This window comes from Solidesulfovibrio sp., assembly GCF_029978005.1.
Classification (GTDB): domain Bacteria; phylum Desulfobacterota; class Desulfovibrionia; order Desulfovibrionales; family Desulfovibrionaceae; genus Solidesulfovibrio.
Map to the genome: position 1 here is coordinate 1 of NZ_JARKOZ010000060.1, position 13,223 is coordinate 13,223.

Consider the following 13,223-nt stretch of genomic DNA (forward strand, 5'->3'; position numbering starts at 1 on the left):
GGCGCGTCGCCCGTCCTGCCGGCGTCCGGCCCTTGGGAAGCGGGAGTCTCTCCCGGCGGCGACGCCCGGAAACAATGCCAGCGAACGCGGTCCTAGGCGGACAGGGCCCGGGGGCCGGACGCGCCCGCCTCCTCCTTGAGGCTTTGCACCAGACTCGAAAGCTCCTGGGCCTGGGCCGCCAACTCGCCCACGGCCTGGGCCGACTGGCGCATGGCGTCGGAGGTCTCGGCCGAAACCCGGCTGATGCTCTCGATGGAGCGGTTGATCTCCTCGCAGGTGGCCGACTGCTGCTCGGCCGCCGTGGCGATGGAGGCGACCTGGCCGGAGGTGGCCTCGACCAGGGCCACGATGCGACCGAGGGCCTCGCCGGATTTGGCGGCCAGGGCCGTGGCGGCCTGGATCTTCTCCACGGCCAGGTCCACGTTGCCGATGTTCTTGCGCGTGCCGGACTGGATCTCGCTGATGGCCTGGCCCACTTCCTTGGTGGCGGTCATGGTCTTTTCGGCGAGCTTTCGCACCTCGTCGGCGACCACGGCGAAGCCGCGTCCGGCCTCGCCGGCCCTTGCCGCCTCGATGGCCGCGTTTAAGGCCAAAAGGTTGGTCTGGTCGGCGATGTCGGAAATGACGTTCAAGATCTGGCCGATGCCCTCGGCCTGGCGGCCCAGGGCGGTCATGTCGGTCTTGAGCCCCAGGGCCTGCTCCTGGGCGTCGCCGATGCCCTTGACCACTTCCGAGACGACCTTGGCCCCGTCGTCGGCCTGGGTCCTGGCATTATTGGCCGCGTCCGAGGCCGTGGAGGCGTTCTTGGCGATCTCGAGCACGGTGGCGGTCATCTCCTCCATGGCCGAGGCCGTCTCGCCGACCCGCGCGGACTGCTCCTCGGCCCCCCGGGTGGACTGCTCGATCTGGGCCGAAAGCTCCTCCGAAGCCGCGCCGACGATGCCGACCACGCTGTCGATCTTGCCCGCGGCCTGGAGCATGCCCTGGGCCATGGCCTGCTCGGCGACCGCCTTGGCCGACTCGGCCTCCTGGGTGGCCTGGGCCGCTTTTTGCGACTCCTCATTGGCCAGGCGCGTCTTGTCGTCGGCCTCGGCGATCTTGCCCTTGAGGCTTCCCACCATGGAGCGCAGGCTCTCGGCCAGCTTGCCGATCTCGTTTCGCAGCTCGAGGTCGAGGCTGGCGCCCAGGTGCCCGGCCGCGACCTCCGAGGCGTAGGCCTGCAGGCGCCTCAGCGGCCGCACGGCGATGCGCTCCAGGGCCAGGAACGTCACGGCCAGCAGGGCCGCCACGGCCACGAGGCCGGCGATGCCCATGGAATTGCGCAGCGCCACGGCCGGGGCCTCCATCTCGGCCACGTCCATGGCCACGGCCATGACCCAGTTCCAGCCCGACACCCGCGACCAGACCACGCGCTTCTCCTGGCCGCCGCGCGTCATGCTCCCATCGCCCGAGGGCTTGGCCAGCAGGGCCGCGATCCCGGGGTCTTTGGAAATGTCCTTGAGCAGCAGGTCGCGGTCGGCGTCCGCCACCACCACGCCCTTGGGCGAAAGGATGAAGGGCTTGCCGCTTTTGCCGATGCGGATGGACTCGATGTAGTCCTCGATGAGCCCGTCGAGGACGTAGGACATGCCCACGCCGCCGAGCACCTTGCCCGAGGCGTCCAGCACCGGAGCGGTCACGCTGACGATGAGCTTGCCCGTGACGAGGCTCTTGGTCGGCACGCTGCTCATGCCCGGCTTTCCGGCCAGGGCCGCCTGGATGTATTCCCGGTCCCCCAGGGGGTTGCGCTTGGATGCCTGGCCCTGGGACATGCAAATGACCTGGGTGCCCTCTTTATTGAAAATATAGAAGGTGTTGATGTCCTTGGACGCCTTGGACATCGCTTCCGCCACCTGGCTCAACTCCGCCTCGCTCTGGTTGTTGGCGAGAAAATCGCGCGCCGCCGGCATGAGCGACACGCCCTGCACCAATTCCATCTGCTGTTCGCCGAACTCCCCGGCCGCCTTGACTATGGCGGTGACCAAGGCGTTCATTTCGTGCTGTCGTGCCGACATGCTGTCGTCGAAGCTCATTTTTGCTACGCCGACGATCAAGAGGGCTTGTATGAGAACAACCACTATTCCGATGATGACTATCATTGCCGTTCGAACGCTTCGCATCGTATCCTCCGCAATGGTATGACAACGGGAACTTCCGAAATGCGTTCGCTGCAACCTAGCGGCTCCCCGTGTCACTGTCCATTGTTTTGCCCGCCCGGCCCCCTGAACATCTTGACCTTTTCCGCCGAACAGCGTTTATTTTGAACGATTCCCCTCCCCCGAACGTCGTCCGGAGCCGACCTGCCGTGCGGCTTGGCGCATCTCGGGCGTGCCGGCGGGCGGAGCGTAAAAAAATGCGTTTCTTGACTTAGGTCAAACCGTCCTTGCCCCGGCCCGCGTAGACCCGGAACCACGGAAACGGAAACCCGGACGAGAAACCCGACAAGGAGGACCTGATATGTTTTGCTACCAGTGCGAACAGACGGCCAAGGGAACCGGTTGCGACAAACTCGGCGTGTGCGGCAAGAAGCCCGAGGTCTCCGACCTGCAGGACCTGCTCGTCTACGCCCTGACCGGCCTTGGGCAGGCCGCCGCCGCGGCCAAGGCCGAAGGCAAGGCCGTGCCCCTGGAGACCGGCCGCTTTTTCGCCAAGGCCCTTTTCACCACGCTCACCAACGTCAACTTCGACCCGGCCGACTTCAAGCCCTGGATCGAGGAGGCCGTGGCCAAGCGCAAGGCCCTGGCCGCCCTCCTCTCGACCAAGCTGCCCGAGGGCCCGGCCACCTTCCAGCCTGCCGCCGACCTGGCCGGTCTCGTCGCCCAGGGCGGCAAGCACGGCCTGGCCGACATTCCCGAGACCGATCCCGACATCCGCGCCCTCAAGCACACGCTGCTCTTCGGCCTCAAGGGCGTGGCCGCCTACGCCGACCATGCCGCCATCCTGGGCCAGGAAGACCCGGCCGTGTACGACTTCCTCTGCGAAGGCCTGGCCGCCACCTTCACCACGGACAAGGACCTCGGCGCCTGGGTGGGACTCGCGCTCAAGTGCGGCGAAGTGAACCTGCGCGCCATGGAGCTGCTCGACGCGGCCAACACCGGAGCCTACGGCCATCCGGTGCCCACCGAGACGCCGCTCGGGCACAAGGCCGGCAAGGCCATCCTGGTCTCGGGCCACGACCTCAAGGACCTCAAGGACCTGCTGGAGCAGACCGCCGGCAAGGGCATCACCATCTACACCCACGGCGAGATGCTGCCCGCCCACGGCTATCCCGAGCTGAAAAAGCATCCGCATTTCTTCGGCCACTACGGCACGGCCTGGCAGAACCAGCACAAGGAGTTCGCCGCCTTCCCCGGCGCGATCCTCATGACCACCAACTGCATCCAGAAGCCGGCCGACAGCTACCTCGGCAACATCTTCACCACGGGCTTGGTCGGCTGGCCCGGAGCCGTGCACGTCGCCAACGGCAACTTCGGTCCGGTGATCGAAAAGGCGCTGGCCATGCCCGGATTCACCGCGGACGAGGACAAGGGCACGGTCATGACCGGCTTCGCCCGCAACGCGGTCTTAAGCGTCGCCGGCGCGGTCATCGACGCGGTCAAGGCCGGCAAGATCCGCCACTTCTTCCTGGTGGCCGGCTGCGACGGGGCCAAGCCCGGCCGCAACTACTACACCGAGTTCGTGGAGAAGGCCCCGGCCGACACCGTGATCTTGACCCTGGCCTGCGGCAAGTTCCGCTTCTTCGACAAGAAGCTCGGCGACATCGGCGGCATCCCGCGCCTGCTCGACATGGGCCAGTGCAACGACGCCTACTCGGCCATCCAGGTGGCCGTGGCCCTGGCCAAGGCCTTCGACTGCGGCGTCAACGACCTGCCGCTGTCCCTGGTCCTGTCCTGGTACGAGCAGAAGGCCGTGGCCATCCTGCTGACGCTGCTGCACCTCGGCATCAAGAACATGCGCCTGGGACCGAGCCTGCCGGCCTTCCTGACCCCGAACGTGCTGGGCTTCCTGGTCGAAAATTTCAACATCAAACCCATCAGCACCCCCGAGGAAGACCTCAAGGCCATTCTCGGCTGACATTGCAACCCTTAAAAAATACAGCGGTATTTTTTAAGGAAAGAATGGTTCATCCCTGGCGTCCCACGATTTCCGGCAACGGATCGCAAGGATGGGACGCCAGGAGCGTGACGCCAGCGCGGGCGGCCCGGCGCGAGGCCGGGTCGCCCCAAGGAATTTCGCCATGAAACGCAAGATCATCGAAATCGACGAGGCCCTTTGCAACGGCTGCGGCCAGTGCGTGACCGGCTGCGCCGAAGGCGCTCTCGAAATCATCGACGGCAAGGCCAAAATCGTGGCCGACCATTTCTGCGACGGCCTGGGCGCCTGCATCGGCCACTGCCCGACCGGCGCGCTGCAGATCATCGAGCGCGAGGCCCCGGACTTCGACGAGCAGGCCGTGGAGGCGCGCCTGGCCGCCACGGGCAAGCCGGCCCACGCCGCGTCCCACGGCGGCGGCTGCCCCTCGGCCCGGGCCATGACGCTCTCCCCCTGCCAGCAGGCCAACGCTCCGGCGAGCCAGACGGCGGCGGGCTCGGCCCTGTCCCACTGGCCCATCAAGCTGCGCCTGGTGCCGCCCACGGCCCCCTTCCTCAAGGGCGCGCGCCTGCTTCTGACCTCGGACTGCGTGCCGCCGGCCTTCCCGGCCTTCCATACCGCCTTCCTGCCCGGCCGGGTGGCCCTGCTCGGCTGCCCCAAGTTCGACGACGTGGGAAGCTATGTGGAAAAGCTCACGGCCATCCTGCGCGAGAACGACATCGCCGACGTCACGGTGCTCCAGATGGAGGTCCCCTGCTGCGCCGGCATGGCGCGCATCGCCGCCGCGGCCGCGGCCGCCTCGGGCAAGGCCGTGCCCGTGACCCGCGTGGTGATCGGCAGGCAGGGGGAAATCGTGTCCATGGGCCCGGTCGACGCGCCGGCCGCACCCCGCCTTTTCGCCATGTAACAGGAGGCAGTCGCCATGAAGATCATCAACGTCCTGGACGAAGGTCCCTTCAAGGACACGGGCCACGGCACGCTGTGGGTCCACGACTCGGCCAACTTCCGCATCGTCAACTTCAACTTCCGGGCCGGCCAGACCCTGCCCGTGCACTCCCACGACGTGGATGGGGAACTCTCCATCGTGGTGTTGGAAGGCCAGGGGGAGTTCCTCGGCGCGGACGGCGCGACCCTGCCGGCCAGGGCCGGGGACGTGCTGACCTGCCCCATCGCCACGCCCCACGGCATCCGGGCCATAACCGACATGCGGGTGCTGGTGACCATCGCCCCGCCGCCCTAGGCCGCAAGGCTTGCCTTCCCTGGGCAAGACGCGCAGATAAAAAATCGCCGGCCCGGAAAAACGATTTCCGGGCCGTGCGATTTGAGGGGGTTGCGGGGGAGGTCCGGCTTGCCATGGGCCGGATTATGTGAAAAAAAGCGCAAAGCAGAACCCGATGCCGGGGCCGGACGCGGCAGGGCGTCCCGGGCGCGTACCGCCAACCGCGCGCACGGGACGGGACGCCATGGCATACTGGCGGACGCGAACCCGCCGGCCTCCGAACGGACCCCAAACCCAAAGGACTTTGGCGCGCCAGCCCTGCCGCGCCCGGCCCCGGCATCGATCCGTCCGAACCCCGCCACAGGCCCTCGCCACCCGGTCCCGGCCCGCCTTCTTGCCCAGATACATGGCTTCGTCGGCCCGGCGCAGCACCTCGCCCGGGCTCTCGCCGGCCGCGTCAAAAAAGCTCAGGCCACGACCTGCGGCGCGCCCGAGGGCGAAAATCCCGGAAACACGTCCCCTAGCCGCTTTTCGGGCAGGCCCAGGTGGCGCACGGCGATCTGGCCCGCCACCTCGCGCCAGTCCGTGGCCACGGCCACGTCGCGGCCGCCCGCCAGGCGGTGGGTGGCCAGGCCCGGCCACTCCCCGAGCACCTGCCCCCCGGCCACCGGCCCGCCCAGGACCAGCATGACCCCGCCCTGGCCGTTGTCCGTGCCGCCGAAGCGGTTCTCCCGCGCCCCGCGCCCGAACTCGCCCAGGGCCACGACGACCGTGTCCTCGAAAGCCTTGCCCAGGCCCTCGGCCAGCCGGCCAAGGCCCTGGGCCGTCTCGCGCAGCCGGTCGGCCAGGTAGCCCTTGGCCCCGCCCTGGCCGGAATGGGTGTCGAAGCCGCCCACGGCGAGATACGCCAGGGCGGCGTCGCGCCGTTTGGCCAGCTCGCGGCCGAAGCGCTCGGCGAATTCCGGGAAGGCCGGGGCCGGGATGGCCCCGGCGCCGGCCTTTCGCGACTCCTCCAGCAGCTTGGCCAGGGCGTCCTGCCGGTCCTCGCGGCCCTTGGCGAAGGCCTTGGCCAGGGGCTCCTTGCCGGCGTAGAGCCTGGAGGCGGCCTCGTACAGGGCCTGGTCCTCCACGGGCAGGCCCGGCAGCGACGGCCCCCGGCCGGGAGCGAGCATGTTGTAGTGCGGCGCGCCGGCGTAGGCGTCGGACTGGCTGGCCACGAGCATCTGCGACGCGCCGCCCCCCAGGGCCAGGGCGAGGCGTCCCAGCCAGCCCTTGGCCCCGCCTGCCGCCTTGCCCGCCGGCGCGCCCCGGCCGAAATCGGCCCGGGCCGGCCCGTGGGCGGCGGCCACGCCCGGCATGGCGCAGGCCGGGACCACGGCCAGCTTCTTTTTGGCGTAAAAGGGGGCCAGCCCGGCCAGGGCCGGATGCAGCAGAAAGCCGCGCCCCAGGTCCAGGCCGCCGCAGTCCGGGGACAGGGCCGTGGTCGGGCGCAGGGCCCGGTAGAGCGGATCGGCGGCCGGCGCGGCCACGGACAGGCCGTCGGGCCCGCCTTGCAAAAAGACCACCACGAGCTGGCGGCCCTCGCGCCAGGCCGGCTTGTCCCGGGCCTTGTCAGCCTCTTTGGCCGTTCCCTTGGCCGGGGATTTTTCCTCGCGTCCGCCCTTCTTCGCCCCGACGGCCGCCACGCCCGCCGCGTCGGCGAGCCCCGTCAGGCTCAGGGCGGCCAGAAATCCCAGCACCTCGCGTCGTCGCACCGCTTCTCCCCCCGTGGCCTCGGGCGCGCCTCGTGTCCGCGAGATCCGTGCCCGCGCGTTTCACAAGCAACGCGCATGAATGATTTTCTTGAACAATACCGATGCATTCCTCAAGGATAGCGCTTCAGAACAGATAGCCGTAGGTCGCGGCCAGCTTGTCGGTCCTGCCGAGCAGCGTCTCGGCGATCTGATCGATGTCGGCGCTGTCCACGATGCCGGCCTCGGAGGTCAGGAAGTACTTGAGCGCCCCTTCCTTGGAGGAAAAAAGCCAGCTGACCGAATAGATGGAGCTCAACCCCGAGCGGCCGGGAAATTCTTCCTTGGTCTTGAGCACGAGGACGATCTTCTTCTCGTCCTTGGCGCTCGGCTGCATGAGCGACGAGCGGCCGAGCAGCTCCTTGAGCCGGTAGGCCAGACGCGTGCCCACGGCGTCGTTGTCGTCGTGGTCGATGGCCACGGGCGTCTTGCGGGCGACCTCGTCGGACTTCTTGGAACCGGCGTCGGCCGGCGCGGGAGCGGCCTGGGGGGCGGGGGCCTTGGCCTGGGCCAGGGCGGACGCGGCCACGGCCAGCGTCAGGGCCATGGCCAGCGACAGGGCGCGAAAAAACGTCTGCATGGCGTGCTCCTTGGGAGGGGAATGCTTGCTTTCCGGCATAATCCAACGGCGACGGCGTTGGCAAGCCGCGCCGGGACACGCTCGGTCTCGCGGGATGTTCTGCCGGAAATTTGCTTGTATTTTGCAATAATTATCATGATGTAATTGCGCAAAACCGCGCCATGCCGTATGCGGGCGGGCTATTGGCCGAAGATTCGTTGCCGCAATCTTTTCCGGAGGTCCCATGCCACCTGTTTCCTTGATGATCGCCGTTTTGTCCCTGGTTTTGGCCGCTCCCGCCGCCTTCGCCGCCGAGCCCATCCGCATCGGGGCCGTGGTGTCCGCCACGGGCCCGGCCTCGTTCCTGGGCGAGCCCGAGAAGAACACCCTGGCCATGCAGGCCGACGCCATAAACGCCGCCGGCGGCCTGCTCGGCCGGCCGGTGGAAGTCATCGTGCTCGACGACGAGACCGACGTGAACAAGGCCGTGCTGGCCGCCGACCGGCTGCTCAAAAAGGACAACGTCGTGGCCGTGGTGGGACCGACCGTCTCGGGCAACTCCCTGGCCGTGGCCCCCAAGTTCGTAGCCGCCAAGACGCCGCTCGTCTCGTGCGCCGCGGCCGAGAAGATCGTCAAGCCCGTGAGCCCCTGGGTGTTCAAGACGGCCCAGTCCGACCGCCTGGCCGTGGCCCGCATCCTGGCCCACGCGAAAAAGCAGGGGTATAAAAAGCTCGCTGTCCTCACCGTGTCCGACGGCTACGGCCAGGCCGGCCGCGAGGTGCTCAAGGAACTCGTCCCGGCCGGGGGCTTCGAGCTCGTGGCCGACGAGGTCTACGGCCCCAAGGACACGGACATGACCGCCCAGCTGACCAAGATCAAGGGAGCCTCTCCGGACGCCGTCATCTGCTGGGGCACCAACCCCGGCCCGGCCGTGGTGGCCAAAAATAGGGTCCAACTCGGCATGAAGACCCCGCTCTACATGAGCCACGGCGTGGCCAGCGCCAAGTTCGTGGAACTGGCCGGCGAGGCGGCCGAGGGTCTGCTGCTGCCCGCGGGCAAGCTCACGGTCTATGCCCAGCTCCCCGAGGCCGATCCCCAGAAAGCGCCGCTGGCCGCCTACGCCAAGGCCTACGAGGAGCGCTTCAAGACCCCGGCCTCGGCCTTCGGCGGCTACGCCTACGACGGCCTCATGCTGGTGGCCAGGGCCATAACCGACGGCAAGGACGCTTCGCCGGCGGCCATCCGGGACAATCTGGAGAAGATCAAGGGATTTCCCGGCATCACCGGCGTGTTTGGCTTCTCGCCCGAGGACCACAACGGCCTGGACGCCGACGCCTTCGTCATGGTCACCATCGCCGGGGGCGAATTCAAGCTGCTGGCCGGCGAATAATTCGCCCAGTGGTGTCACGAAAACGAACACTTCGGGCCGTTCCCGGTTCCCTTTGAAGGCGTTCTCGACTATAGGGGGCGGGACGCGAACACGTGATGCCGACTGCTCGCGCGGCGGCGCTCCCGCCGCGCGAAACCATTTCGATAAAGGAGCCTCCCATGCGACTGCGCGCCGCCGCCCTGGCCGTTTGCGCCGCCATCCTGTCGGCCCTGCCGGCTTTCGCCGCCGATCCCGTGCGCCTGGGCGCGGTGCTGTCCGTCACCGGCCCGGCTTCCTTTCTGGGCGAGCCCGAGAAGAACACGATCCAGATGGAAGCGGACAAGATCAACGCCGCCGGCGGGGTCCTCGGCCGGCCGCTGGAAGTCGTCATCCTCGACGACGAGACCGACGTGAACAAAGCAGTGCTGGCCACCGACCGGCTGCTCAAAAAGGAGCGCGTCTCCGCCATCCTCGGCCCCACCACCTCGGGCAACTCCCTGGCCGTCATGGGCAAGGCCGCCGCCGCCAAGACGCCGATCATCTCCTGCTCCGCCGCCGAGAAGATCACCAAGCCCGTCAACCCCTACATCTTCAAGGTCGCACCCTCGGACCGCCTGGCCGTGGCCCGCATCCTGGCCCACGCCCAAAAGCAGGGATACAAAAAGCTCGCCATCCTCACCGTGTCCGACGGCTTCGGCCAGGCCGGCCGCGAGGTGCTCAAAGAACTCGTCCCGGCCCAGGGCTTCGAACTGACGGCCGACGAGGTCTTCGGCCCCAAGGACACGGACATGACCGCCCAGCTGACCAAGATCCAGGGGACCTCCCCCGACGCCGTCATCTGCTGGGGCACCAACCCCGGCCCGGCCGTGGTGGCCAAAAACCGCGTCCAGCTCGGCATCAAAACGCCGCTCTACATGAGCCACGGCGTGGCCAGCAAAAAGTTCATCGAGCTGGCCGGCGACGCCGCCGAGGGCCTGCTCCTGCCCGCCGGCAAGATCACCGCCGCCGAGAAGCTGCCGGACAGCGACCCCGAAAAGGCCCTGCTCACGGCCTACACCAAGGCCTACGGCGAGAAGTTCAACGCCCCGGTCTCCACCTTCGGCGGCCACGGCTACGATTCGCTGCATCTGGCGGTCAAGGCCATCGAGGCCGCCGGCTCGGACAAGCCCGAGGCCATCCGCGACGCCCTGGAAAAGACCAAAGCCTTCTCCGGCATCGGCGGCGTCTTCACCTACACCCCCGAGGACCACGCCGGCCTCGGCCCGGACGCCTTCATCATGCTCGGCATCGACAAGGGCGACTGGGTCGTCATCGGGGAGTGACGCCGTCTTGATGCTTTCCGGCGCGCCGCAATACCTCGTTTCCGGACTCACCCAGGGGGCCGCCTACGGGCTGATCGGGCTCGGGTTCACGATGATCTTCAACACCACGGGCATCATCAACTTCGCCCAGGGCGAGTTTGTGATGCTCGGCGGCATGCTGGCCGTCTGGTTCGCCGGCTCGGGCCTGCCGCTCGTGGCGGCGGTGCTTTGCGCCTGCGCCGCCACGGCCGTGGTCGGCGCGCTCATGGAGCGCCTGACCATCCGGCCGCTCGCCGGCGCGCCGGCCATCAACGCCGTCATCATCACCATCGGCGTCTCGATCCTCCTTCGCGGCGGGGCCATGCTGGCCTTCGGCAAGGACACCGTCGTCCTGCCGGCCTTCTCGGGCGTGACCCCCATCATGGCGCTCGGCGCGGCCATCCAGCCGCAAAGCCTGTGGGTGCTGGCCGTGACCCTGGCCCTCCTGGCCGCGCTCAAGCTCTTCTTCACGGCCACCCTCCAGGGCAAGGCCATGCTGGCCTGCGCCTGCCAGAAAAAGGCCGCCAGCCTCGTCGGCATCTCCGTGGCCCGCATGGCGCTGCTCTCCTTCGGCATAAGCGGGCTCATCGGCGCGACCGCCGGCGCGATTCTCGCCCCCATCACCATGACCGCCTACGACGTCGGCATGATGCTCGGGCTCAAGGGCTTCGCCGCCTGCATCCTGGGGGGCCTGGGCAACCCCTTCGGCGCGGCCGCCGGCGGGCTCGTCCTCGGCGTGCTCGAATCCTTCGGCGCGGGCTACGTCGCCTCGGGCTACAAGGACGCCTTCGCCTTCATCGTCCTTTTGCTCCTGCTTTTCGTCAAACCCTCGGGGCTGTTCGGCAAGGCCGGCGTGGAGCGCGTATGAAGCCGGCCTTTTTCGGCATAAACGCCGCCCAGGCCGGGCTCTTCCTCGCGGCCCTCCTGGCCGTGCCCCATCTTTTGCCCAACGAATACTACCTCAGCATCTGCATCCTGGGCTGCCTCAGCGCCGTCATCGCCGTGGGGCTCAACCTCCTCATGGGCTACGCCGGCCAGATTTCGCTCGGCCACGCCGCCTTCTACGGCATGGCCGCCTACGCCACGGCCATCGCCACCACGCGCTTTTCCCTGCCCATTCCCGTCGGCATGGCCCTGGGCGTGCTCCTCTCCGTGGCCGTGGCCTGGATCGTGGCCGCTCCCACGCTCAAGCTGAGGGGCCACTACCTGGCCATGGCCACGCTCGGCTTCGGCATCATCGTCTCCATCGTCTTCAACGAGGCCGTGGACTACACCGGCGGCCCCTCGGGCTTCGTCGGCATCCCGCGCCTGTCGCTCGCCGGCTACGACTTCGCTTCCGACCTCTCCTACTACAACCTCATGGCCGTGGTGCTCGCCCTTGTGGTCCTCATGTCGCTCAACCTCATGCGCTCGCGCACCGGCCGGGCGCTTCGCGCCCTGCACGTCAGCGAAAAGGCCGCCGCCAGCCTGGGCGTCGACATCGCCGCCCACAAGCGCTTCGTCTTCGTGCTCTCGGCGGGCCTCGCCGGCCTCGCCGGCGTGCTCTACGCCCACTACCTGAGCTTCATCGCCCCGGCCTCCTTCGGCTTCTCCTTCTCGGTCCAACTCGTGGTCATGGTCGTCCTTGGCGGCATGGCCAGCGTCTGGGGGTCCGTGGCCGGCGCGTTCTTCCTCACCGCCCTGCCCGAGGCCCTGCGCGAATTCGAGGACATCGACATCCTCGTCTACGGCGCGATACTGGTGCTGACCATCATGTTCCTGCCGGACGGCCTAGCCGGGGGCCTGTCGCGCCTCGCCCGCCGCCTGCGGCGCAGCGGAGGCGCGTCGTGAACGCCCGCCCCGCTCCGCTGCTTAACGTCTCCGGCGTCACCGTGCGCTTCGGCGGCATCCACGCCCTCACCGAAGCCGATTTCGCCATCCCCGCCGGCACGGTCACGGCGCTCATCGGCCCCAACGGCGCGGGCAAGACCACCATGTTAAACGCCATCACCGGCATGGTCCCCGTGGCCGAGGGCACCGTCACCCTCGACGGCGCGGACCTGACGGGACTGCCCTCCCATCGCCGGGCCGCCGGCGGCGTGGTGCGCACCTTCCAGAACCTCGAAGTCTTCACCTCGCTTACGGTCCTCGAAAACGTCATGGCCGGCCGCCACAGCCACACCGGCTACTCCATCCTGGCAAGCCTGCTGCGCACGCCGGGATTTCGCCGCGCCGAGGCCGCCTGCCGCGCACGTGCCCTGGAATGCCTCGATTTCGTGGGACTGGCCGACATGGCCGACGCCCCGGCCGGCGACCTGCCCTACGGCAGCCAGCGGCTGCTGGAAATGGCTCGGGCCCTGGCCGCCGACCCCAAACTGCTGCTCCTCGACGAGCCGGCCGCCGGGCTCAACTCCAAGGAAACGGCGCGCCTCGGCGAACGCATCAAGGCCGTGCGCGACACCCTCGGCGTCACCGTCGGCCTCGTCGAACACGACATGGACCTCGTCATGGGGGTCAGCGACTACGTCACGGTCCTCAACTTCGGCCACCCCCTGGCCTCGGGCACGCCCGACGAAGTCCAGGCCGACCCCGAGGTGGTAAGGGCATACCTGGGCGAGGACGAGTAGGCGAGAGGGTAGGCGGAAGGCAAAGGCGGAAGATGCCTCCGGCGGCCGGGGGGCATGATGCCCCCCGGACCCCCTCGACGGGCAAGGCGGGGAGAGGGCAAGCGGGTGGAGGCGTGGTCGGCGGGCGGGAGTCCGCAGGCGAGGCCGGAATTGGCCTTCCGATGCCGTCGCTGCGATCCAGGCTCGGAAGCCCAATTCCGGCCTCGCAG

General features: G+C 68.5%; 11 protein-coding genes. 8 read left to right on the forward strand and 3 right to left on the reverse strand.

Annotation, left to right across the window (positions count from 1 at the left end):
- Positions 1–92: 92 nt before the first annotated feature.
- The gene (locus tag Q1K70_RS07340; RefSeq protein WP_300157391.1) at positions 93–2,033 is read right to left on the reverse strand and encodes a methyl-accepting chemotaxis protein; all 1,941 of its coding nucleotides are present in this window, start codon (positions 2,031–2,033) and stop codon (positions 93–95) included.
- A gap of 463 nt (positions 2,034–2,496) precedes the next feature.
- On the opposite strand from Q1K70_RS07340, the gene hcp reads away from it, so the two are divergent.
- The 3 genes from hcp (at position 2,497) to Q1K70_RS07355 (ending at position 5,371) form a co-directional block, all read left to right on the forward strand.
- Positions 2,497–4,113 (forward strand): hydroxylamine reductase, encoded by a 1,617-nt coding sequence (hcp, locus tag Q1K70_RS07345; RefSeq protein WP_300157392.1) that lies wholly within the window; start codon positions 2,497–2,499, stop codon positions 4,111–4,113.
- Positions 4,114–4,276: 163 nt separating this feature from the next.
- Positions 4,277–5,038 (forward strand): 4Fe-4S dicluster domain-containing protein, encoded by a 762-nt coding sequence (locus Q1K70_RS07350; protein ID WP_300157393.1) that lies wholly within the window; start codon positions 4,277–4,279, stop codon positions 5,036–5,038.
- 15 nt (positions 5,039–5,053) lie between these two features.
- Entirely contained in the window at positions 5,054–5,371 is a 318-nt protein-coding gene (locus Q1K70_RS07355; RefSeq protein ID WP_300157394.1) for a cupin domain-containing protein, read from the forward strand.
- A gap of 446 nt (positions 5,372–5,817) precedes the next feature.
- Here Q1K70_RS07355 and Q1K70_RS07360 read toward each other — a convergent pair whose 3' ends face one another.
- Positions 5,818–7,104 carry a DUF1501 domain-containing protein gene (locus tag Q1K70_RS07360; protein WP_300157395.1) on the reverse strand — a complete coding sequence of 429 codons (1,287 nt, stop codon included), beginning with the start codon at positions 7,102–7,104 and terminating at the stop codon, positions 5,818–5,820.
- Between the two features lie 124 nt (positions 7,105–7,228).
- Positions 7,229–7,720 carry a hypothetical protein gene (locus tag Q1K70_RS07365; RefSeq protein WP_300157396.1) on the reverse strand — a complete coding sequence of 164 codons (492 nt, stop codon included), beginning with the start codon at positions 7,718–7,720 and terminating at the stop codon, positions 7,229–7,231.
- 223 nt (positions 7,721–7,943) lie between these two features.
- Between Q1K70_RS07365 and Q1K70_RS07370 the strand changes: the two genes are divergently transcribed.
- The 5 genes from Q1K70_RS07370 (at position 7,944) to Q1K70_RS07390 (ending at position 13,014) form a co-directional block, all read left to right on the forward strand.
- A complete protein-coding gene (locus Q1K70_RS07370; protein ID WP_300157397.1) occupies positions 7,944–9,089 on the forward strand; it encodes an ABC transporter substrate-binding protein in 1,146 nt (381 codons plus the stop codon).
- A gap of 158 nt (positions 9,090–9,247) precedes the next feature.
- Entirely contained in the window at positions 9,248–10,390 is a 1,143-nt protein-coding gene (locus Q1K70_RS07375; protein ID WP_300157399.1) for an ABC transporter substrate-binding protein, read from the forward strand.
- A 10-nt stretch (positions 10,391–10,400) separates the two neighbouring features.
- On the forward strand, positions 10,401–11,276 hold the full coding sequence (locus Q1K70_RS07380; RefSeq protein ID WP_300157406.1) for a branched-chain amino acid ABC transporter permease: 876 nt from the start codon (positions 10,401–10,403) through the stop codon (positions 11,274–11,276).
- Positions 11,273–12,238, forward strand: a complete 966-nt coding sequence (locus Q1K70_RS07385; RefSeq protein ID WP_300157402.1) for a branched-chain amino acid ABC transporter permease — start codon at positions 11,273–11,275, stop codon at positions 12,236–12,238. The genes Q1K70_RS07380 and Q1K70_RS07385 overlap by 4 nt, the downstream gene beginning before the upstream one ends.
- Positions 12,235–13,014 carry an ABC transporter ATP-binding protein gene (locus Q1K70_RS07390; protein ID WP_300157404.1) on the forward strand — a complete coding sequence of 260 codons (780 nt, stop codon included), beginning with the start codon at positions 12,235–12,237 and terminating at the stop codon, positions 13,012–13,014. Before Q1K70_RS07385 ends, Q1K70_RS07390 begins: the two co-directional genes overlap by 4 nt.
- The last annotated feature ends 209 nt before the right edge of the window (positions 13,015–13,223 follow it).

Coding starts and splice junctions, on each gene's coding strand:
- Q1K70_RS07340 (WP_300157391.1), bottom strand. CDS start 2,033: ATGAACGCCTTGGTCACCGCCATAGTCAAGGCGGCCGGGGAGTTCGGC.
- hcp (WP_300157392.1), top strand. CDS start 2,497: ATGTTTTGCTACCAGTGCGAACAGACGGCCAAGGGAACCGGTTGCGAC.
- Q1K70_RS07350 (WP_300157393.1), top strand. CDS start 4,277: ATGAAACGCAAGATCATCGAAATCGACGAGGCCCTTTGCAACGGCTGC.
- Q1K70_RS07355 (WP_300157394.1), top strand. CDS start 5,054: ATGAAGATCATCAACGTCCTGGACGAAGGTCCCTTCAAGGACACGGGC.
- Q1K70_RS07365 (WP_300157396.1), bottom strand. CDS start 7,720: ATGCAGACGTTTTTTCGCGCCCTGTCGCTGGCCATGGCCCTGACGCTG.
- Q1K70_RS07370 (WP_300157397.1), top strand. CDS start 7,944: ATGCCACCTGTTTCCTTGATGATCGCCGTTTTGTCCCTGGTTTTGGCC.
- Q1K70_RS07375 (WP_300157399.1), top strand. CDS start 9,248: ATGCGACTGCGCGCCGCCGCCCTGGCCGTTTGCGCCGCCATCCTGTCG.
- Q1K70_RS07380 (WP_300157406.1), top strand. CDS start 10,401: ATGCTTTCCGGCGCGCCGCAATACCTCGTTTCCGGACTCACCCAGGGG.
- Q1K70_RS07385 (WP_300157402.1), top strand. CDS start 11,273: ATGAAGCCGGCCTTTTTCGGCATAAACGCCGCCCAGGCCGGGCTCTTC.